Source organism: Tepidanaerobacter sp. EBM-38 (genome assembly GCA_001896545.1).
Taxonomy (GTDB): Bacteria; Bacillota; Thermosediminibacteria; order Thermosediminibacterales; family Tepidanaerobacteraceae; genus Tepidanaerobacter.
On the sequence record MPOT01000027.1, the window covers coordinates 1 to 21,533 of the forward strand.

General features: G+C 37.0%; 21 protein-coding genes. 19 read left to right on the forward strand and 2 right to left on the reverse strand.

Going from position 1 to position 21,533, the window contains the following annotated elements:
* The 5 genes from BUC45_RS02620 to BUC45_RS02640 form a co-directional block, all read left to right on the forward strand.
* Window positions 1-433 (forward strand): glycerate kinase (locus BUC45_RS02620; protein ID WP_296970093.1); only part of this gene is annotated, 433 nt, incomplete at its 5' end.
* Window positions 434-895: 462 nt separating this feature from the next.
* A complete protein-coding gene (locus BUC45_RS02625; protein WP_296970096.1) occupies window positions 896-2,221 on the forward strand; it encodes an SLC13 family permease in 1,326 nt (441 codons plus the stop codon).
* Window positions 2,222-2,822: 601 nt separating this feature from the next.
* Complete coding sequence (locus BUC45_RS02630) at window positions 2,823-2,957, forward strand: hypothetical protein (RefSeq protein WP_296970098.1); 135 nt, start codon at window positions 2,823-2,825, stop codon at window positions 2,955-2,957.
* A 144-nt stretch (window positions 2,958-3,101) separates the two neighbouring features.
* Window positions 3,102-3,248: a hypothetical protein gene (locus BUC45_RS02635; protein ID WP_296970100.1), complete on the forward strand. Its 147-nt coding sequence runs from the start codon at window positions 3,102-3,104 to the stop codon at window positions 3,246-3,248.
* A gap of 243 nt (window positions 3,249-3,491) precedes the next feature.
* On the forward strand, window positions 3,492-4,478 hold the full coding sequence (locus tag BUC45_RS02640; RefSeq protein ID WP_296970102.1) for a zinc-binding dehydrogenase: 987 nt from the start codon (window positions 3,492-3,494) through the stop codon (window positions 4,476-4,478).
* A gap of 401 nt (window positions 4,479-4,879) precedes the next feature.
* On the opposite strand, the gene BUC45_RS11975 is transcribed toward BUC45_RS02640, so the two are convergent.
* Window positions 4,880-5,008, reverse strand: coding sequence for an IS3 family transposase (locus BUC45_RS11975; protein ID WP_366749571.1), 129 nt, complete (start codon window positions 5,006-5,008; stop codon window positions 4,880-4,882).
* Window positions 5,009-5,420: 412 nt separating this feature from the next.
* Between BUC45_RS11975 and BUC45_RS02645 the strand changes: the two genes are divergently transcribed.
* The 14 genes from BUC45_RS02645 to amrA all read left to right on the forward strand — a co-directional run bounded on the left by BUC45_RS02645 (window position 5,421) and on the right by amrA (window position 20,132).
* Window positions 5,421-6,290, forward strand: a complete 870-nt coding sequence (locus BUC45_RS02645) for a sugar diacid recognition domain-containing protein (protein WP_296970103.1) — start codon at window positions 5,421-5,423, stop codon at window positions 6,288-6,290.
* 62 nt (window positions 6,291-6,352) lie between these two features.
* Window positions 6,353-7,579: a sugar diacid recognition domain-containing protein gene (locus BUC45_RS02650; RefSeq protein WP_296970105.1), complete on the forward strand. Its 1,227-nt coding sequence runs from the start codon at window positions 6,353-6,355 to the stop codon at window positions 7,577-7,579.
* A gap of 418 nt (window positions 7,580-7,997) precedes the next feature.
* Window positions 7,998-8,543, forward strand: a complete 546-nt coding sequence (gene hpt, locus BUC45_RS02655; protein ID WP_013779178.1) for a hypoxanthine phosphoribosyltransferase — start codon at window positions 7,998-8,000, stop codon at window positions 8,541-8,543.
* Between the two features lie 102 nt (window positions 8,544-8,645).
* Window positions 8,646-10,445: an ATP-dependent zinc metalloprotease FtsH gene (gene ftsH, locus BUC45_RS02660; protein ID WP_296970107.1), complete on the forward strand. Its 1,800-nt coding sequence runs from the start codon at window positions 8,646-8,648 to the stop codon at window positions 10,443-10,445.
* A 125-nt stretch (window positions 10,446-10,570) separates the two neighbouring features.
* Entirely contained in the window at window positions 10,571-11,026 is a 456-nt protein-coding gene (locus BUC45_RS02665) for a DMT family transporter (RefSeq protein WP_296970244.1), read from the forward strand.
* Window positions 11,027-11,199: 173 nt separating this feature from the next.
* The gene (locus BUC45_RS02670) at window positions 11,200-11,718 is read left to right on the forward strand and encodes an ECF transporter S component (protein WP_013779175.1); all 519 of its coding nucleotides are present in this window, start codon (window positions 11,200-11,202) and stop codon (window positions 11,716-11,718) included.
* 4 nt (window positions 11,719-11,722) lie between these two features.
* Window positions 11,723-12,493, forward strand: coding sequence for a type III pantothenate kinase (locus BUC45_RS02675; RefSeq protein WP_013779174.1), 771 nt, complete (start codon window positions 11,723-11,725; stop codon window positions 12,491-12,493).
* A 57-nt stretch (window positions 12,494-12,550) separates the two neighbouring features.
* Window positions 12,551-13,522 carry a tRNA dihydrouridine synthase DusB gene (dusB, locus tag BUC45_RS02680; RefSeq protein WP_296970109.1) on the forward strand — a complete coding sequence of 324 codons (972 nt, stop codon included), beginning with the start codon at window positions 12,551-12,553 and terminating at the stop codon, window positions 13,520-13,522.
* A 38-nt stretch (window positions 13,523-13,560) separates the two neighbouring features.
* Window positions 13,561-14,523 carry a hypothetical protein gene (locus tag BUC45_RS02685; RefSeq protein ID WP_013779172.1) on the forward strand — a complete coding sequence of 321 codons (963 nt, stop codon included), beginning with the start codon at window positions 13,561-13,563 and terminating at the stop codon, window positions 14,521-14,523.
* A gap of 218 nt (window positions 14,524-14,741) precedes the next feature.
* Window positions 14,742-15,272 (forward strand): transcriptional regulator, encoded by a 531-nt coding sequence (locus tag BUC45_RS02690; protein WP_213975715.1) that lies wholly within the window; start codon window positions 14,742-14,744, stop codon window positions 15,270-15,272.
* A 1-nt stretch (window position 15,273) separates the two neighbouring features.
* Complete coding sequence (locus BUC45_RS02695; protein ID WP_296970111.1) at window positions 15,274-16,179, forward strand: quinate 5-dehydrogenase; 906 nt, start codon at window positions 15,274-15,276, stop codon at window positions 16,177-16,179.
* Window positions 16,180-16,202: 23 nt separating this feature from the next.
* Entirely contained in the window at window positions 16,203-17,285 is a 1,083-nt protein-coding gene (locus tag BUC45_RS02700) for a saccharopine dehydrogenase NADP-binding domain-containing protein (RefSeq protein ID WP_296970113.1), read from the forward strand.
* 119 nt (window positions 17,286-17,404) lie between these two features.
* The gene (locus BUC45_RS02705; protein ID WP_296970114.1) at window positions 17,405-18,556 is read left to right on the forward strand and encodes an MFS transporter; all 1,152 of its coding nucleotides are present in this window, start codon (window positions 17,405-17,407) and stop codon (window positions 18,554-18,556) included.
* Between the two features lie 181 nt (window positions 18,557-18,737).
* Window positions 18,738-20,132 carry an AmmeMemoRadiSam system protein A gene (amrA, locus tag BUC45_RS02710; protein WP_296970116.1) on the forward strand — a complete coding sequence of 465 codons (1,395 nt, stop codon included), beginning with the start codon at window positions 18,738-18,740 and terminating at the stop codon, window positions 20,130-20,132.
* Between the two features lie 14 nt (window positions 20,133-20,146).
* Here amrA and BUC45_RS02715 read toward each other — a convergent pair whose 3' ends face one another.
* On the reverse strand, window positions 20,147-21,211 hold the full coding sequence (locus tag BUC45_RS02715) for an HD-GYP domain-containing protein (protein ID WP_296970118.1): 1,065 nt from the start codon (window positions 21,209-21,211) through the stop codon (window positions 20,147-20,149).
* Between the last annotated feature and the right edge of the window lie 322 nt (window positions 21,212-21,533).

Genomic DNA, 21,533 nt, shown 5'->3' on the forward strand with positions numbered 1-21,533 from the left:
AATAAAAAGAGATCTTGGCAAGGATATAAAAGACTTGCCGGGAGCAGGAGCTGCAGGGGGCTTGGGAGCAGCTTTGATGGCGTTTTTAGATGCACAACTGAGACCGGGGATAGAAATTGTAATGGAGCTTTCAAATTTTAAGGAAAAAGTAAAAGATGCAGATATTATTTTTACAGGTGAAGGTTCTACCGACTATCAAACAAAATTTGGCAAAGTTCCCTTTGGGGTAGGTCAGGTCGCAAGAAAATATAATAAGCCTGTTGTATGTGTTTCAGGTTCGCTCCTCGAAGGGCATGAGCAATTATACGAATATGGAATTTCAGCAATGTTCAGCATATTAAATAAACCAATGGACCTTAAGGAAGCAATGGAAAGGGGGGAAGAATTACTATATAAGACATCAGAGAATTTATTTCGGTTGTTATTATTATAAGTAATTTAAAAATGAGTAATTTCGGAGGCAGTTAATAATTCCCTGTAAAAAACTAACAAACCCAACAAAAAGATAATAAACCATAACCTTTTTAACTTATTGGATTCTAAATTCTAAGCTGCTAAAGCTTTTCCCAAAACCTCAGCCCAGATATCAAAACCATCATCCTTTCCTTGTTAATATTATCATATATGCCCTTAAAATTTCTGTCTAGTTAATTGTAGCCGATCCAATACCATCTACTTCAATTGTGGTGGCGCTCTGAAAAAGTCAAGTATGATTACAAGCAGTTATTTGCAACAATATATAAATACTCTTAATGTCTCAATATATCTTTGATATCAGCTTTTTTTGAGGAAGGTAAAAATGGAGGTAAAAAAATAATAGTCCTCTTGAGAGGGCTTGATAATAAAGGAAACTGAGTTTCCGAAAATCTACAAATAATGTTAGGGGGTAAGTTTAATGTATACAGCGTATATACTTACTGCATTTGCAGCATCAATTGTTTTGATGATAGTTTTGATTTCTAAATTCAAAGTTCATCCTGCGATGGGTATTTTGCTTTCTGTCATAATACTTGGTATTGTAATTGGCACACCTCTTGAAGAGATTGCGGGAACAATCAATAAAGGTTTTGCAAATACAATAGAGAGTATAGCTATTATAATTTTTCTGGGTTGCATTCTAGGTAAAGTATTGGAGCAAACAAATGCTGCAGTGAGCATAACAAAGTCTACTGTTAGAATGTTTGGTACAAAAAATGTTATTTGGGCTATAGCAGTAAGTTCAGCTATATTAGGAATTCCTGTATTTGCTGACTCAGTTGTTATACTACTTATACCAATTGTATCAGTACTTGCGGTAGAAACAGGCAAATCTATGATTTCCTATGGTGGTGCATTGTATCTGGGGGCGTTAGTAACTCATTCCCTTGTTCCACCTACACCTGGTCCGGTCGCAGCAGCGGCATTACTTGGCTTACCAATTAGTGATGCAATTATATGGGGTATTATTGTTTCAGTTCCATCTATTATTGCTGGTGTTTTATATCTAGAAAGGCTAAAAATACCAGTTCAGCCCAAAGAAGAGTATCTTATAGCTGCAAAAAACGCTGATAATGCTGTACTTCCGTCTACAACAAAATCGCTAATACCAATTATTGTTCCAATTGTCTTAATAATGCTTAACACTTTTTTCAATACGTATTTTGAAAAATCTATAGTTGCTAATATATTTTCGTTTATTGGTGATCCACTTACAGCGTTGCTTATTGCTTGTTTTACATCTACAATTCTCATAGGACCAGAATGGAAAACAAAAAAAGTTCTTAATGATTGGGTAGAAGAATCAATTAGAACTGCAGCGATGCCGATAATTGTTACTGGCCTTGGTGGATCGCTTGCTATATTTATAAAAAACGCTAAGGTAGCAGAACAAATTGCGGAGGCAATTGCAAATACAGCTATACCTGGCATTCTTATACCTATTTTAATGGCAGCTATCATACATGTTATAACTGGTTCCAATACTCTCGGTGTCATGACAACTGCAGCCCTCGTTCAACCTATGTTAGAAATTTTGGATATTTCACCACTTGCAGCTTTTCTTGCCAGTGGAACAGGCGCACTGATGTTTAAACATTCCAATAGTTCTGGTTTTTGGGTAACAACTTCAATGTCAAATATGACACTAACTCAAGGCATTATTTCTATTGGTGGATTTTCGACAGTTGCGGGTTTTGTTGGAGCTCTAGTAACTATCATACTTCAATTAATAGGTTTAATTTAATAATTTCAAAAAGGACTTTGAAATATATTCTATAAAAAATATAAGTCCATACTACACTACTTATGTTGGTGAGAACAATCTAAAGAGTAGATTGCAAAAATGTAACCTTTGATTTTATATTTTAATAAATTGGTTTTATGTAATCAAAAAACAATTATAATTAGCTACTCAACTTTTCCACACATGAAATAGGCTTTAACTTTTGAAAATTCATGTAAAAATATACATTAAAACAACAGGAAACCTTCCCCATGTAATGGTAAATTGAAGTGACTAAAATCCAATAATACCAGGCACTAAGTAAATTCCCTATGACTAGTATATCAAATTTACAAAATAATGGCTAAGTTACTTGAGCCTCGAATTGATTATTTTCTTAAAAGATTGGACTTGTCAAAAATCATGATAAAATGCAATTTTTAGAAAATATCTTGAGTGACATACGTTGCATCTCAAAAACATGTTTTCTCTCGTTTTTAAAAGCAGAAATCTTTATTGAAACTTGTCCATGAAGATCGAATACTTGGTTTTTAATAAAAGTAATGCTTATTATTTCCTTAATGATAGTTGCTTTAAAAGGGAAGAATTGCTTAAGTTGATAATGACGTATCTAATTTTATCCATTGATAGGCTGACCAGAGAAAATCGTGATGTTAAAGGAACCATTATCAATCCCAAAGAAAATGCAAAAATGTCAAGAGCATCTATCAAAAGAGTAAAAAGTCCTCCGATATGAAAGACATTCTCGGGTTAGTATGTGTCAAACTTAGGAGGATAAGGCCTCCACTACTGATAAATTTATCGATGCCACCAAAATTGTTTTTATGAAAGACCGTAGTTCGGATATTGGCCTCTTCTTCTCTAGCTGATATTTCCGTGAGTGATGAAGAAGTCGTTCGTATCTATGGGAGCAAGAAATGCAACAGATGATAGAACTACAAGTGCTCTCTTTTTCTATCTTAAAAAAGAATTAGCAGACATAAAGTTTTCTCAGTTGTTGATGATTTTGGTTGATGTGTTTCACTAAGTTCTTAATAAGAAGTTGCATTTGCTTAACTAGGAAATGGCTAAGATGATTATGGATATATTTTCGAATGCTGTACAACATCCTTTGACGCAAAAATTGTTATTGTATACATTAACATATAGATTTTCCAAGGTTCTAGCTACAATCAGCGGGTGGGAAAGTTGAGTAACTTTGTATATATAATTAAAAAGGATTATAGGTTGCCTTTATTAACCTAAATATACATACGAGGAAGAATACAATATGAGTATTATAACAAAAGCTGCCCTGTTAAAAGGACCTTATGATATTGAACTAGTTGAAAAAGAATTAGTTTGCGGAGAAGATGAAGTCATAGTAAAAAATCATTTAATCGGCATATGTGGTTCGGACAAAAATATGTATAGAGGCTTAATGCCACCCAAAACTTCTGAGTTTAGACAAGATCCGAAATATCCATTTGAGCTGGGTCATGAAAGTGGTGGTGTAATAGTTGAGGTTGGGAGCAAGGTTTCAAATTACAAAGCTGGAGATAAAGTTATGGCGTTTGGTTGGAATAATAATTATGCTGAATATTTTAAATCAAAGACATGGCAACTTCAGCCTGTCCCAGATGGACTAGATTTAGACATTGCAAGCCTTGGTGAACCAGTAGCTTGTGCAATGCATTCGGGGCTTAATAGTGGTGCTCAGCTAGGTGATACTGTAGTAATAATGGGTGGAGGGTTTGCTGGTCAGATTATTGCTCAGTGCGTAAAGAAAAAAGGTGCCTTTAGAGTTGTTGTTGTAGATGTTCTGGATGGTAAGCTTCAGCTAGCTAAAAAACTTGGAGCTGATATTATATTAAACTCAGAAAGAGAAAACGTTAGAGACATTATATACGAAATTACAAAGGGCGTAGGTGCGGATGTAGTTATAGAAGCTGCAGGAACTCAAGAATCCCTCAATATGGCAAGCAATATAATTAAACACAATGGCAAATTTGTATTCTACAGTTGGGTTACACAGCCTGTAACTTTAAATATAAGTAGGTGGCATGATGATGGAATAGAGTTTATTAATACATGCCTCGTGCATCACACGTGGCATCATAGATATGTTTGGACATTTGATGCCTTAAAACCCGTGCAACTTGGGCTTATAGATATTAAATCTCTTATTACTCACCAATTTAAGCTTGATGATATTAAAGCTGGATTTGAACTAGCAGATAAAGATGATGCAGCAATAAAAGTAATATTCCGCCCATAACTCATTTAAGTAAATTCGTTTTGCGGCGACAATTGCTTTCTGAGACAGAAAAAGTTTAATTTTGTTTTTATTTAAGAACAACTATTTAAAGTGGTTATTAAAGTTTTGATGTTTATTTAGGAATGTAGTTCGAAAGTCAATTAGCATATGTTAAATAATCATAGAAACGTCGCAAAAAAAGTAATAACAAGTAAGCCATCTGCAATTATGCAGATGGCTTACTTGCCACAACCGGTCTTGTCCCTTATCTCCGGAGAATATCTTTGTATTTCTTATAAAATCATACTCTTGCATTAATTTTAGTAATTAGCTCAAAGTTAAAGATCATGCTGTAAAAGGTTTGACCTGATTAACTCTATCATCTATAAAAGCCTTATAAAACTCATGTGGTAACATGAATTTTACCTCCTGCGCTCATTATAGTATTTTATGTATCCCGTTACTATGAAATAGATATTCATAAAACTTTGAAACTCGTTTTGACTGCAACACTCACCCTCTAGAATTGAATGAAAATTTTCTATTAGCATTCATAGTTTAAGTTTTTACGGGAATTCTCTCATATATGACGCCTAATTCCTTTACTGTTTTTTCAAAAAAGATTAAAAGTAAATTGCGGACCGTTATCCGTCCTTATTTGAGTAAGTATCATAACCTTTTGCGAATCTTTTTTGCTAGCAAATTTTAAGTAATCTTATTGCATCTTTTGATAGAAAAGATAGCCCCAATGGTAATCAATTATTAAGGCTGACATTCTTTAATTATTTGCCTTTTAAATTCTTATGTATATTGTTTTCTTGCCATTTAAGCCAGCCTGTGTTTTTATACTATCATATACAAAGATTTTCTCAAAGCTGGTTGGGGGTTATAAAGACACAATTATAATGCTTGTTTTAAATCTAAAACAATTTAAGATATTTAAAAAACCGATATTATAAGTGTATGCGAGGTGAAGAAGTAATGGAGGACCGATTTAAAATTTCGACAGAACTTGCAAACAGGATAGTAGATATCATATCTTCTCTTACTGGGAATAATGTTAATGTAATGGATGATAAAGGAATCATAATTGCTACTAGGCAAAAACATCGACTAGGTACTGTGCATGAAGGTGCAAGAAAAATAATGAATATGGAGGCGGATTTTGTATCTATTACAGAAGAAGATGCTGAGAAAATGGAAGGTGTTATGCCGGGTTATAACGGCCCAATTGAACTTGATGGAAGAAGAATAGGATGTATAGGTATAACCGGAGATCCGGAGAGAGTCGAGGCCCTTCAAAAAATGGCGGCAATTATTGTTGCGGATGAAGTAAGAAAAAACATTGAAATTGCTCATGAGAGAGAAATAATAAATAACATGGCAGAAAAAATAAAAAATGCGTATGAGGCAGTAAGCCAAGTTTCGCTTGAAGCTGATAAAATAGCAGAAACCGGTAAAAACATGGAGGAGCTTTCAAAAGAAGTGGAACTGAAAGTTGATAATATAAATGAGGTTTTAGCACTAATTAAGCACATAGTAGATCAAACTAATTTATTAGGGATTAATGCGGCTATAGAAGCTGCAAGGGCAGGCGAATACGGACGTGGCTTTTCTATAGTGGCTCAAGAAGTAAGAAAATTGTCATTTGATTCGGCGGATTCTCTAAAAGATATAAATACCGTATTAGATGAGATAAAAATAACCATACAAAACATAGCCAGTGGTGTTTATCAAAATGCTCAAAGCACATCAGCCCAGGCAGAGGCGCTTAAGAAGATTGAGCATAGCATATCAGAAATACAAAAAGAAATGGAAAGGTTTGATATGTAGAAAAAGGATTATAATGCCCAGATATCGAATAGATAAAGTAGTAATGGCAGGGGGAATACACGGTGGAAATAACCCATGAATACGCTCAGAGTATAGTTGAAAAAACCAAAGATCTCCTTGGTAAAAACATTAATATTATGAACAGTTTGGGCATAATTGTGGGAAGCAGCGATAAATCCCGCATAGATACATTTCATGAAGGTGCGGCAGAAGTTATAAAAACGGGAAAAGGGATGGAGATAACCTCCGAACAAGCTGAAAAGCTGGAAGGGGCAAAACCGGGAGTTAATCTCCCCATATATTTGAATGATAAAATAGCAGGTGTTGTCGGAATTACTGGAGAACCGGATGAAGTAAGGCCGTTTGGCCAGCTGCTGAAAATTTCTGTTGAAACCATGCTAAAACAGTTTTTCCTATCAGAGCAGCTGCGTATGGAACAGAATGCAAAAGAACTTTACATCCATGATATCATAAACGGCAACATCCAAGATGACAACATGTTTTTTGCAAAGGGCGAAGTGCTGGGATATGATATGTCTCTTCCTAGAATAGCTCTTGTGGTAAAAATATATGATTTTGATGACAATAAAAACAAAGAAGATCTTCTCAAGAAAACACATTTAAAAAACGTAAAGCACAGTTTGGATTTGATTGTACAAGAAAGACAGGAGAAAATACTTGATTGCATAAAGAGCGTCTATAACGATCCACAGCACATGATAAGTCATAACGGCAGCGATAACTATATCATACTTTTTGCACCTAAGAAGATTAATATTGATACTATAAAAAATCAATTAAGGGAAATCGCAGAAGTTTTTCAGGAAAGACTTAAAAAATACTCAGTCAATTTTTGCATCGGAGTGGGCTCTTATTATCCGGAACTTACCGGGCTGCGAAAGTCTTATAAAGAGGCTGTAAAGGCCATACAAATTCAAGATAAAGCATCTGCAAACAATAAATTGCCAGAATTTGTTTTTGCCTTTGATATGGCGCTTGAGATGATGCTGGCAAATATATCAGAAGAAACCATTCAAACATATAAAAGCCAGGTATTATCAAAACATGGTGCAGCAGATTTCTTGGATGATATAAGGCTGGTTAAAACATTAAGGGTATATTTTGCATCCGATTTAAATATCTCCAAGACTGCTGAAGAATTGAAAGTTACCAGGAATACTGTTAGTAGCAGGCTTGATGAAATAAAGAGGCTGACCGGACTCAAACCGAGCAATTTTAATGATGCGGTAAAGCTGAAAGTTTTGCTGACAACTATTGATCTAAAATAACAAATATATATTAATTCCCTTGAGCGACTTCTTTTCTAAATCCATAGTCAACTACAGTGTGACTTGTTCAGGAATAGTGTTTTATTTAAAAGCTTATTTTTATAAATAATGGCGGATATATTTGACTTAAGTAATATATCTGCTATTTTTTGTAGATTTAGCAAAAAAACTTCTCCCCTAGGGGAGAAGAACATAGACTGATGTAGAAGAGTTTATAAAGTATGAAAGCAATACATATTAACAGACTAACAGAGATAAAAGTGTTTCATTTTAACTTGCATTTAGCGTTCATTTTAATTGCCAAAACAAACACTTGCTTGGCTAAAGGCATTATGATAAAATTAACTTTAATTAACTTAAGGCATTTTTGTTGAAGTTTTTGCAGTAATGTAAATCATATATAGACAGGAGGATAATATTGTTAAATAATGACATAGAGAGGGTTTTAATAACTGAAAAACAGCTTAGAGAGAAAGTAGAGCAGTTAGGAAAAAAAATTAGCAGCGACTATAAAAACAGTGATAATTTCCTTATGGTAGGCGTGCTTAAAGGTGCTGTGGTATTTATGTCTGATTTGATTCGATGTGTCAATCTTCCACTGCAGATTGATTTCATGGCCGTATCAAGTTATGGCACTTCTACGGAGTCATCGGGCGTTGTAAGAATTTTAAAGGATCTTGATGAATCTGTGGAAGGTAAGGATGTTTTAATAATTGAGGATATAATCGATTCCGGTTTGACTCTCAGTTATATGTATAACATATTAAAATCTCGCAAGCCTGCCAGTATTAAAATTTGTGCATTACTTGATAAGCCAAGCCGCAGAAAAGTAGAGTTAGATGTAGATTATCTGGGATTTGAAATTCCCGATTATTTTGTTGTTGGATATGGCCTTGATTATGCTGGGAAATACCGAAATTTGTGCGATGTTTGCGTATTAAAACCGGAGATTTATCAGGATTAACAATAAATCGAGAGGTGTATATAAGATTTTGTTTAATTGTAAAAATGTTTTGTGTGTGGTAAAATATCGTGGGATAACTAAATCCGGGAAGGAGGAGAATTATTGAACAACTTTTTCAAGAGCATAAGCTTTTACTTGCTAATTATTATTCTGGTCTTGTCAGTGGTACAATGGTATTCTAACCAGGAAGCAGCTCAGATTAGACTGGGATATTCAGAATTACTTCAGCGAATTGACAATAAAGAGGTTGAAAAAATTGTTATAGTTGAAAACAACATTAAAGGCACTTTAAAAGATGGTCAAAATTTTGTAAGCTATGTCCCGGATCTGACTACTTTTATGGCTAAAATAGATCAACCTGCAAGAAAAGGTGAATTAGTAGTTGATTCAGAACCTAAACCTACCACTCCTTGGTGGACACAGATTTTATCGCCGATTTTACTGATGGTATTTATAGTAGGTGCATGGTATTTCTTAATGCAGCAGAGCCAAGGCGGAGGCGGCCGAGTGATGTCTTTCGGTAAGAGCAAGGCTAAACTTCATACTGATGATAAAAGAAGAGTAACCTTTAAAGATGTTGCAGGGGTTGATGAGGCAAAAGAAGAACTAGAAGAGGTAGTGGAATTTTTAAAGCATCCGAAGAAGTTTATAGAAATCGGAGCACGTATTCCCAAGGGGGTTTTGCTGGTAGGGCCTCCGGGAACAGGAAAAACGCTTTTAGCAAGGGCAGTTGCTGGAGAAGCAGGTGTTCCATTCTTTAGCATAAGCGGTTCAGATTTTGTAGAAATGTTTGTAGGTGTAGGAGCTGCAAGAGTTAGGGATTTGTTCGAACAGGCTAAAAAAAATTCACCATGTATTGTGTTTATCGATGAGATAGATGCCGTTGGCCGCCACAGGGGTGCAGGGCTTGGTGGAGGACATGATGAAAGAGAACAAACATTAAATCAATTATTGGTTGAGATGGATGGTTTTGGTATAAATGAAGGTATAATTATTTTAGCAGCAACTAACAGGCCTGATATCTTAGATCCGGCACTGCTTAGGCCTGGCAGATTCGATAGAGAAGTAGTAGTGGATCGTCCTGATGTAAAGGGCAGAGAAGAAATACTGAAAGTGCATTCAAGGAACAAGCCGTTGGCAGAAGATGTAGATCTGTCGGTACTTGCCCGAAGGACACCAGGGTTTACCGGGGCCGATTTAGAAAACTTGGTCAACGAGGCGGCACTTCTTTCAGCACGGCGAAATAAGAAAAAGATAGAAATGCCGGAGCTGGAAGAGGCAATTACCAGAGTTATTGCCGGCCCTGAAAAGAAGAGCCGTGTCATGACTGAACGTGAGCGCAGGCTGGTAGCTTACCATGAAGCAGGGCATGCCGTAGTGGCACATTTGTTGCCAACAGTTGATCCAGTCCATGAGGTGTCTATTGTACCCCGCGGCAGGGCTGGCGGATATACTATGATTTTACCAAAAGAGGATCGCTTCTTTATGGGTAAAAGTGAATTGATGGATCAGATAACGCATTTGCTTGGCGGCAGGGTTTCCGAAGAATTAGTGCTCAACGAAATAAGTACCGGTGCACAGAATGATTTGGAGCGAGCAACTCAGATTGCCAGAAAGATGGTAATGGAATTTGGTATGAGCGAGAATATTGGGCCTATGACTTTGGGCCATAAGCAAGAAGAAGTTTTCCTGGGAAGGGATTTAGCTCAAGGCCGAAATTACAGTGAGGAAGTCGCAGCTTCCATAGATAAGGAAGTTAAGAACATTATTGTAAGCTGTTATGATAGTGCAAGAATGATTTTATCTGAAAATATCAATAAACTTCATAAGGTTGCTCAAGCCTTACTTGAAAATGAAAAGCTCAAAGAAGAAGAATTCTTGGAAGTATTTGCAAGTGTATAATCTAAAATCGCAAATGTTAAGAAGCTATGGCATAGCCATAGCTTCTTTTTGCTGTACACGGTCATTTAAGATTTTTAGTTTAAAGTATAATTTTAAATGTGATGTGGGAGCATAAATCAGGGGTGATGCTATTGTACATAGATGCAGGAGATATATTATTTCTTATTGCGGCATTTTTGGCAGGTGTTGCCATGGCCGGCCAAGGCAGTATGAACTCAGCGGTAAGTAAAGTGATCGGTTTATCTGAGTCTACCTTCATAGTTCACCTGAGTGCCACACTGGTTATGTTCATTATATTACTATTAGGTTTGGGAAACGGAAATTGGGCTAATTATACAAAAGTTCCATGGTACTACTATGCCGGAGGCCTTATAGGTGTCATGATTACTTACGGCGTAGTTATAAGCATTGCTAAATTGGGTGCGGCTGTAGCCACCACATCTATTATCGTAGGTCAAGTGCTTGCTGCATGCCTCTTGGACCACTTCGGTTTATTCGGTCTGGAAAAGGTGCCGATGACTTGGTTAAAGCTTTTAGGTGTTGGTTTTTTGGCATTGGGAGCAAAGCTGCTTTTAGGATAATTGGGTAATTTCATAAAGCAATGTGAATTAGTCAGGAAACATTGACTATATGTTGGAACTTGAAATTGATAATACTCAGTATTGCTTTTTATTTAATGTATTGGTAAAATAAAAATGAACGAAACATAAAAACGTCCGGCATCCTATATAGGAGCTGGAACGGAGGTGAAAAAATGAAGACAGAGTTAACGGTCAATCGTCGGTACACGCGAACTCTGACGGTATCAGGACTTTTGGGAGCCTTATCCATTGTGCTTGGAATGACTCCGCTGGGCTTTATCCCAGTTCCAACCGCAGCAGGTCATGCTACCATTATGCACGTGCCGGCAATTCTAGGTGCCATCTTGGAAGGACCAATGGTAGGAACCCTTACGGGTTTAATTTTTGGCCTTTACAGTCTTTTGAGAGCAGGCAGTGCTCTTTTTGCTGACCCGCTTATAGCAATCGGCCCTAGGATACTTATTGGCATAGTGACTTATGGCGTATACCGTCTAACACGTAGTGAGGCGTTGGCAGCAGCGTGTGGTACTTTGACTAATACGGCGGGTGTTATGAGTCTTGCTGTTCTGCGAGGATATATGCCGGCAGCAGCAGCATGGATGGTAGTATTCACACATGGTATACCCGAGATGATAATCGCTGTTGCTATCACCGTTACTATTTCCAGAGCTTTGCGAAAAAGCAGAAGGTGAATTCATGATACTTGCAATTGATGTAGGAAATACAAATATGGTTTTTGGCATTTACGAGAATGAAAATTTAAAAGCATCATATAGAATAGCAACACATCACGAATATACTGAGGATGAATACAGTCTTGTATTTAATTCACTACTGGGTTTTAGAGACATAAATCCTGCAAGCATTGAGGGAGGAATTATTTCCTCAGTTGTTCCGTCCTTGACAATAGTTTTAGAAAAAATGTGTAAAAAGTATTTTTATTTTACACCGATAGTAGTCGGACCTGGCATTAAAAGTGGAATAAACATAAAATATGAAAATCCTAAAGAAGTCGGAGCTGATCGTATAGTCAATGCAGCGGCTGCTTTTCACAAATACGGCGGTCCTGTTATAATCGTAGATTTTGGCACTGCTACTACCTTTGATGCATTGACAGCTGAGTGCGACTATTTAGGTGGTGCTATTGCTCCGGGAATTGGGATATCTTCCGAGGCACTGTTTAAGACTGCCGCTAAATTATACAGAGTAGAAATTGCAAAACCGGAAAAAGTGATAGGTAAAAATACAGCAACTAGCATACAATCCGGTATCTATAATGGATATGTAGGATTGGTAGAAAATATTGTTGAGAAGATGAAGGAAGAAATGGGCGACGGTCATGTATTTACAGTGGCTACCGGGGGTCTGGCACCTCTTATATGCAGCACAACCAAAAATATAGATACAGTAGATATGATGCTTACACTGGATGGCTTGAAGCTGATTTATGAAAAAAATGTTAGCTAGAAGTTAAGGGAAAACTTTGGTTTTCCCTTAACTTTTATAACACCGGAGGTTTATATATTGCAAAAACCCTTTCAAGAAATTCCATTATATCTTGCACCTATGGCCGGTATTACGGATATGCCTTTTAGGACTATATGCAAGCAAATGGGCGCTGATGTATTAATGACAGAAATGATAAGCACGCGAGGACTTGTATATAATGATAATAAAACTGCAAAATTGCTGCAGGTAAATCCCGATGAAAATCCTATAGGAGTTCAACTGTTTGGCAATGCTCCGAAGGATTTTGAAGAATCGGTAAAAAAGATTGATGACCTGCCGTTTGATTTTATAAACATAAATATGGGCTGTCCCACTCCTAAAATAGTCAAAAATGGTGACGGATGTGCTTTAATGAAGGATGTAAAGCTGGCATCAAGCATAATAAAAGTGACTGCCAGAGCTTCTCGAAAGCCGGTATCTGTAAAAATTAGGAAGGGCTGGGATAAGGACAGTATTAATGCTGTTGAGTTTTCATCTGCGGCTGAAGACAGCGGGGCATCTATGATTATAATTCACGGCAGAACCAGGGAGATGTTTTATTCCGGAAAAGCTGATTGGGATATAATAAAAAGTGTTAAAGATGCGGTAGATATCGCGGTAGTAGGTAATGGGGATGTTTTTACTTCCGAAGATGCGGTTGAAATGCTTAAAAAAACAGGTTGTGATGGTATAATGATAGGCCGAGGTGCACTAGGTAATCCTTGGATTTTTAGAGAAGTAAAGTATTTTTTAAAAACAGGGAAAAAAGCTGCAGCTCCTACTTTGAAAGAAAGGCTTGAAATAATGTTACTTCATTTAGATAAGGCTATATCCTATCACGGAGAGCATTTGGGGATATTGGAAATGCGTAAACATTTGGCATGGTATATAAAAGGATTACCACATTCTGCTCCTGTTAAAAATGCTTTGCAGCAGTGCAAGGATGTTGGCAGTATCGAGGAAATACTGAATAATTATTTTTATAGACTGAAGCAGACTGGTTATTAGAACATGTTAGGAGGAACTTGCGAAAGGAGGTTTGCTTTATGGACACTTATGCAATACCAATTGTAAACGGAGTACTGCCGCGCCCTGATGGAGGTGTACTTCAAGGAGTGTTTCTCGACTCATTTTTTGCCAATATGTTAGTAAAAACCGGTGTTGGAAATGACATTTTCTTATTTCCCCTTTCTTCCGATGACAAGAGCTTATATCCCGTAGGAGTTTTAGTTAGAATTGAAGATATGTGGGTGGATAAAGTTCCTCAGGGTAGTGACGCTACAGCTCTTTTTGCACGGGTAATCGGCCGAGAAAGATGTAAAGCAAGGAAATTTTCTCTTTCCAATGAAGGCCTTTTTGCCTTGGATATTGAGAAAATAGATATATATGAATTGCGATCTTTGGGTTATCCTATAATCTGCGGGGCCGGATGGCATCCTACGGGAGGATATACGACTTTTGGTTCAAATCGAAAGGATATTGAGATTACAATATACGGTTTTGAATTGGAAACGGGTAAAGATGTGGCTATTGTGGGATATTTGGGTAGTGAGATAGAACCCGAAAAGGCACACACAGTAGAACATGCCATAATCCGTTCACTTAAAAACTATGCCATGTGCACACCAAAAACCCTAAGGGAATGTATGGAGAAGGAAACGGAAGAGTTGAAGTGGTCTGTAGAAATCGGAATTGCTAAAAAACTTCCTGAAGTTTTTGGTGTAACAAAAAGCGGATTTTGTGGAAATCCATTGACACAAATGGCTTCATACTATCTTTCCGAGGAGTTTCAAAACCAAATAGAAAGTGGCGAAGACATTTTAAATTCTCTATCCAAAGCTAGAAAAAAGACTGTTTCTAGGTTGACAAAGGATATGGATATAAGTTCGCGTAAGGGTTTAAGGCAACTTCAAGCCTTAAAGAAGGGTATGTTTCATGATGATACACCGGAGGAATTGAAGGTCTTAAAACGAGTGATAATGAAATTTCCAGCGAATCCGTGGAATTAATTTTTTTTAAATAATCTCAGAATATTATAGTCAAGGTTACTATTCAGAGGTTGAAAACGACTTGTCATCCTGAACGCAGTATATAACAAAATGACAGACCTCTGAATAGTTACTAATCAAGAGTGCTTAACCTTTTTTAAGGTTAAGCACTCTTGATTTTTTGTATGACATGGTATAAAATAGTATGAGCACAAAAATGTGCACAAGGAGGTGCTGCTGTGGATCTCATAAGAATTGGAGATAAGCTTATCAGTGTATCGCGTATAGAGAATATTATACAAGAAATGCTGGATTTAAGGCAGCAAGGGGTTTCTCAAGCTGAGGTTGCCAAAAAGTTTAATACTGACAGGACCTTCCTATCCCGCTTGGAAAGCCTGGGTGAAATCAGAAAAGGTAAAACCATAGCAATAGTCGGGTTTCCTTTAAAAAATACTGAAGAACTTAAGCAGCTAGCATTTCAGGAAGGTGTAGACTTTTCACTGCTGATGACTGATAAAGAGCGCTGGGATTTTGTTTATGAAAAAAGCGGCATCGAACTTTTAAATGAGGTTATGGGCCTTATATATCAAGTAAGACAGTATGATGTGGTTATTCTGCTAGGTTCTGACCAAAGACTTAGACTATTCAAGGCACTTTTGGATAAGGAAGTGATTTCGGTAGACATTGGTAAATCACCGATGACAGAAGATGTTTATGTAGACCCGCAAAATTTGAGGAAGATCATAAGAATGACAAAAAAGGAAGATTGAAATGAAACATGTTATGAGCGTGAGTATAGGTTCTTCCAAGAGAAATCACAAAGTCGAAACAAAAATTCTAGGAGAAGAATTCATAATTGAGCGAGTAGGAACTGATGGTGACATAAAAAAGGCCATAGAAATTATTCAGGAAAATGACGGCAAAGTTAGCGCCTTTGGCATGGGTGGCATCGATCTTTATGTGTGCATAGGCAATAAGCGCTTTACAATAAAAGATGCCGTACCCATAGCACAGGCAGCGAAAATATCGCCTATTGTTGATGGTTCGGGCCTTAAAAATACTTTAGAAAGAAAAGTCATATACTATCTAACAGAACATGAAATTATAGATTTTAAAAACAAGAAAGTCCTTCTAGTGTGCGGTTTAGACAGATTTGGGATGGCGGAGGCATTAGAAAAAACCGGGTGTGATTTAGTGCTAGGAGATTTGATTTTTACAGTAGGCATACCGATTCCCATCAAATCACTTAATAGCCTAAATGTTTTGGCAAGTATTTTAGCTCCTATTATTTGCAAATTGCCGTTTAGCATGTTATATCCCACTGGAAAAAAACAGGAGAAAAAAGTCAGCTCGAAATTTGAGCGTTTCTATGATGAGGCTGATGTTATTGCTGGTGATTTTCTTTTCATAAAACGCTATATGCCGGATAAAATCCCTGGCAAAATTATACTGACGAATACGGTTACTGCCGATGATGTAGAGATGCTTTCTAAAAGCGGTGCCAAAATGTTGATTACGACAACGCCCGAATTAAACGGCAGGTCCTTTGGAACTAATGTAATGGAAGCAGTACTTGTATCGCTTTCGGAAAAACCTTATAAATCATTAACTCCCAAGGATTATGAAGAACTTTTAGATAAGCTTGGATTTGCTCCGAGGATAGAAATATTAAATTAGAAAATAATTTATGAGGTGTAATCATGGAAAAGTTTGCATTTATAATACATCCTATTGAAATTTCTGATGTATACAGGAAATTAAAATTTATGCAGAAGCTGCCGGAAAGCATGGTAGAGAAAGCAATGAAGATAGTGCCGCCTTTTACAATTTCACATATAACAGGTGTGAAAAGTCAATACAATGAAGCAGAAGGTTGGTTTGTAACTTGCCCGCTTACAACTAAACAAATGATAGAGCTGCCGGAAGAATATGTAATTAAAAAAATAATCAAAGCCGGAAAATTAGCTGAAAAGCTCGGTGCAAAGATAGTTGGCTTAGGAGCTTTCACTTCAGTTGTAGGAGATGCAGGCATCACCATTGCCAAAAATTTAAATATCCCCGTTACTACGGGCAACAGCTATACTGTAGCTACGGCAATTGAAGGAACTAAAAAAGCCACGGAAATTATGGGTAAAAATATTAAAGATGCTCAAGTGTTGGTTATTGGGGCTGCCGGCTCTATAGGCAAGGTATGTGCACAAATAATGGCTAAAGATTGCAAGTTTTTGACATTAGCCGGTAGGCATACGGAAAAGCTTGAAGAAGTGGCTGATAAGATACTGAAAGACACCGGCCTTTCTGTTAAAATCACTTCAAACGTCAGGGATGCTGTTAGAAATGCGGATGTAATCATAACCGTTACCAGCAGTCTTGATGCTATAATAGAGGCGGAAGACTTAAAACCGGGTGCGGTAGTGTGTGATGTTTCACGCCCGCGCGATGTATCCAAAGAAGTTGCTGAAAAGCGGGATGATGTTCTCATTATTGAAGGCGGAGTAGTTGAGGTTCCGGGTGATGTTAACTTCAATTTCAACTTTGGTTTTTCACCTAAAACTGCCTATGCCTGCATGGCAGAAACCATGATGCTAGCATTGGAAGGCCGTTATGAAAGCTTTTCTTTGGGCAGAGATCTTACCGTAAAGCAAGTTGAAGAAATAACGAAAATAGCCAATAAGCATGGCTTTAAATTGGCAGGATTCAGGAGCTTTGAAAGAGAAGTAACACAAGAACAGATAGAACGCATCATACGAAATGCAAAGAAGAAATCAGAACAGGCAAGCTGACAGCTTAAAATCCCATCTGCTCTTTTTGGAGTGGATGGGATTTTATTCTTACTTTTTACTCGGCATTATGTTAAAATAACAATTACAGGAAGAATGATGTTTAAGAGGGAGGGATTAGTATGGTGGAAAATGATGAAACGAAAAGTTTCATTATGGTCTTATTTGCAACGATTGCTTTTATTTCTACATACTACATAATGATGCCGGTTATTCCTAAGTATATGCTCAATATGGGCTTTGACAATTTAACCATAGGCACTACAATGGGTCTTTTTTCAGTGAGTTCTATGATTGCAAGGCCGGTAGGGGGTGTGTGGATAAACACATATAACAGCAAAAAAGTTATGCTGGCATCTATAGTAATATTTTTCTTAACTCCCTTTTTGATAAAAATGCCGTATACTTTAATAGGCTTAGCTTTAACCCTCCTGGTTTACGGATTTACTGTCGGCACTTTTACAGTAGCATCGGCAAATTTTACTGCCGAAATAGCTTCATCGGAAAATCTTGTAAAATTTATGGGTTTTAATTCAATTTCGGTTATAATTGCAAAGGGCTTATCACCGGCAATTGGAATAAAACTTATAGATAATTATAATTTTAATATTGCTGTATATGCTACTGTGGGAGCTGCGGTTATAGCATTGATTTTAATACTTTGTATTTCTGATATTAAAAGTGATGCAAAAGCGGATGTTGATTCAAACTTTATTAAGGTGCTATTGCATCCAAGCGTATATTTACCAACCATTGTATTGTTTTGCGGCATGGTCACCTTTGGTGCGATTTCTGCAATGCTGCCGGTCTTTGCCGATGCTAAAGGGATAACGGGAACAGAGTATTTTTTTGTTATAAATACTGCGGTTGTGGTAATAACTAGACTTGTCATAGGGCGATGGAGCAATCGCTATCTTGAACAATTAATAGCCTTTGCCTTAGTGGTTCTTACGGCTTCGTTTGTTTTAATGAGCTTTGTGGATAGCTTTGATAAACTTATTATAGTAGCAGTAATCTATGGAGTGGGTTTTGCGTTATTATTTCCGCTAATGACATCTTTGCTAGTGCTTACTATCCAAGGAGTATCGAGAAGTATGGCGCTGGGGGTGTTTACCGCAGCTTTTGATTTAGGTGTAGCTGCTGGAGTTACGCTAGGCGGTTTTAGCAAATATATTGACTTTGAACGGCTTTATCTTTTCTTGGCAATACTGCCTTTTATCGGTTTTTGCCTGTATCAGTATATCTATAGACCTTTTATAAGAGAAATTCGTTAAAACTACAGATATTATCAATTTTAGGAATTATGGTTTTGCAGGAGGTCAAAGAATTATCCTTTGCTAATCATCTTGTAGCTTTATTTTAGCATTAGGATATTTCTTTTAAAATAAATAAAAATAACTATGTTTGGACCACTTAAAATGTGGGCCTAAACATAGTATACGAGGAGGTCCGAAAATGAGCAAGTTGTCAGGTTATCTGATGCCACATCCGCCGATTATGGTAGAGGAAGTTGGCAGAGGCGAAACTCAAAAGGTAATTTCATCTGTAAATGCTGCTAATGTGGTGGGCAAAGAAATTAAAGAATTATCTCCAGACACCGTAGTTATTATATCTCCCCATGGCCCTATATTTTCCGACGCATTGTGCATTTATGATTTTCCGTTAAAGGGCAGTCTTGCAGCATTTGGGGCACCTGAAGTTAAGATGAGTTTTGAGCGTGATGATGATTTAGCAAATGAACTGCGCAAAAGGGCAAATCAGCACGGTATTCCTACAGTGACAACCAGTGAAGTAAGGGTGACAAGATATGGGTTTAAAGAAGAGCTGGACCATGGAGTAATAGTGCCGATGTATTTTATAACAAAGTATTATTCAAACTTTAAATTACTGCCTTTGGCCTTTGGCATGCTGCCGTATGAGCAGTTATATGCTTTTGGAAAACTTATACAAGAATCTGCAAAAGTGCTCAATAAAAACATAGCAGTGATAGCAAGTGGCGACCTTTCTCACAGGCTTACCATAGATGCGCCGGCAGGGTATGACCCCTGTGGAAAATTATTTGATGAAAAACTGGTAAATGCCTTGAAGAAATTTGATTTGGAAGCCCTGCGGTCTATAGAACCTTCGATAATAGAAAGGGCTGGCGAATGCGGACTTAGGTCTATTTGGATTATGGCAGGTGCATTAGATGGCTATAAGGTAAGAGCAGAAGTGCTTTCTTATGAGGGGCCTTTTGGAGTCGGTTACTGTATAGCAAGGTTTAAGCCGGAAGATGAAAGTGAATCTGGCAAGTTCAGCAAGAATAGCGTGAAAACCACTGATACTCAAGAGAAAACAGAAGATCCGTATGTAAAACTGGCTCGTTACACTCTGGAAACTTATGTTAAAGATGGAATAATACCTGATTTGCCTATTGAGGATTTACCTGAGGAAATGCTAACCAAAAGAGCGGGAGTTTTTGTTTCAATAAAAAAACATGGAGAGCTGCGTGGATGTATAGGGACTTTTTTACCAACTTGCAAGAATATTGCCGAAGAGATTCAAAGAAACGCTATCAGTGCCGGATGTGAAGACCCGAGATTTTATCCTGTTACAGCAGAAGAATTACCTGAACTCGAGTATTCCGTTGATGTACTGACAGAACCTAGGCCTGTTTACAGCTTAGATGAGCTTGATCCTAAAAAATACGGTATTCTTGTGCAAAAAGGTTTTAGATCCGGTCTTTTATTGCCCGATTTGGACGGTGTTGACACTGTAGAACAGCAGTTAAGTATAGCACTTGCAAAAGCCGGCATAAGTCCTGATGAGAAATATCAAATAAAAAAATTTGAGGTGGTCAGGCATTCTTAATCTCAATAGGGTAATTATATCATTTCTTTAATGCAATATTTTTTATCTATATTCAAATCAATGTAGTTATTGTCTATACGAACGACAGGCATAGACGGATTATGCGGTGGTAAATACACAACTTCTCCAATTTGGCCGGTATTCATCATAACTTTGGCACCAAGATAATAATTAGCAATATTTGAGAGAAACGTTATCATTATCTTGGTGTCAAAATGTCCCAGACCAACACTCTGAAACTCTCTGAATGTATCAAAAGGTGTAATTTTTTTCTTATAAACTCTATCTGAAGTCATTGCATCATAAACATCGGAAATGGAAATGATTTTTGTATAAAGATGGATTTTATTTCCTTTTACTCCGAAAGGATAGCCTTTTCCATCTTCACGTTCATGATGCATTAAAATAGCTTGTCGGATATCATGCCTTAATCCTGTAACATTTTTTGACATGTTATAACCGATGATAGTATGTTTTTTCATACAATTAAACTCATCTGGGAGCAATTTTCCTTTTTTATTTAGTATGTTGCTAGGTATTCGTGCTTTGCCTAAATCGTGAAGAATACCGGCAGTAATAACGTGCTGAATCTGTTCAGCGGAAAGCCCAAGCCATTTAGCAGTCAGCATGCCATATATAGCAACATTAAAACTGTGTGTGTATGTGTATTCATCGGCCTTTTTGAGTTCATTGATGCACTTTAGCACACCAAATGGACTTTCGCTTTTGGTAAGTATAAAATCAGAGGTTTGCGCAATCTCTTGATGAGATATTTTTTTACCGGAGGCGAGATTATGCAATATTGTTTTTACTGAATTTAACGACTTGTTATATGCCTCCATTAACTCCTGCGTGCTTATCCCACTAACTTGTTTTTCGTCTTTAGAAAATACATATATCTGACTAATTCCATGGTTTATTAACTGGTTTATGATATAAGCGTTAAGCATAGTGTTTTGGGGTAGGAGAAAGACACCTCGGTTTGTGACGATATCTTCAGCGACTATTTGACCTTCGTGGCAATCCACGATCTTGACAAGTTTTTTTGTTGGCGGGATCATCAAAACGGATTTTTCCACATTATAGGCCTCCCTTGATCATAAATGATATAATATGTTGAGAAATCGTCTTTTAAGTAGATATTTCTACATAAAATGATAAACACCTCCCAAATATATAGACAGATTTTGAAAACTCAGTTTCCTTTTACTCTTAAGCCTTCTTAAGAAAGTTATTGTTATTGTCTTTATTTACAATTGTTACGTAACTATTCAGAGGTCTGTCATTTTGCTATATACTGCTGTCATTCTGAGCGCAGCGAAGAATCTTATTTGATCCTTACAAAGATCCTTCACTGCGTTCAGGATGACAAGTCGTTTTGAACCCCTGAACAGTAACGTT

Coding starts and splice junctions, on each gene's coding strand:
- BUC45_RS02630 (WP_296970098.1), top strand. CDS start 2,823: ATGACGTATCTAATTTTATCCATTGATAGGCTGACCAGAGAAAATCGT.
- BUC45_RS02625 (WP_296970096.1), top strand. CDS start 896: ATGTATACAGCGTATATACTTACTGCATTTGCAGCATCAATTGTTTTG.
- amrA (WP_296970116.1), top strand. CDS start 18,738: ATGAGCAAGTTGTCAGGTTATCTGATGCCACATCCGCCGATTATGGTA.
- BUC45_RS11975 (WP_366749571.1), bottom strand. CDS start 5,008: ATGCTAATAGAAAATTTTCATTCAATTCTAGAGGGTGAGTGTTGCAGT.
- BUC45_RS02670 (WP_013779175.1), top strand. CDS start 11,200: ATGAAGACAGAGTTAACGGTCAATCGTCGGTACACGCGAACTCTGACG.
- BUC45_RS02685 (WP_013779172.1), top strand. CDS start 13,561: ATGGACACTTATGCAATACCAATTGTAAACGGAGTACTGCCGCGCCCT.
- BUC45_RS02665 (WP_296970244.1), top strand. CDS start 10,571: ATGCTATTGTACATAGATGCAGGAGATATATTATTTCTTATTGCGGCA.
- BUC45_RS02675 (WP_013779174.1), top strand. CDS start 11,723: ATGATACTTGCAATTGATGTAGGAAATACAAATATGGTTTTTGGCATT.
- BUC45_RS02640 (WP_296970102.1), top strand. CDS start 3,492: ATGAGTATTATAACAAAAGCTGCCCTGTTAAAAGGACCTTATGATATT.
- BUC45_RS02695 (WP_296970111.1), top strand. CDS start 15,274: ATGAAACATGTTATGAGCGTGAGTATAGGTTCTTCCAAGAGAAATCAC.
- BUC45_RS02700 (WP_296970113.1), top strand. CDS start 16,203: ATGGAAAAGTTTGCATTTATAATACATCCTATTGAAATTTCTGATGTA.
- BUC45_RS02705 (WP_296970114.1), top strand. CDS start 17,405: ATGGTGGAAAATGATGAAACGAAAAGTTTCATTATGGTCTTATTTGCA.
- BUC45_RS02645 (WP_296970103.1), top strand. CDS start 5,421: ATGCGAGGTGAAGAAGTAATGGAGGACCGATTTAAAATTTCGACAGAA.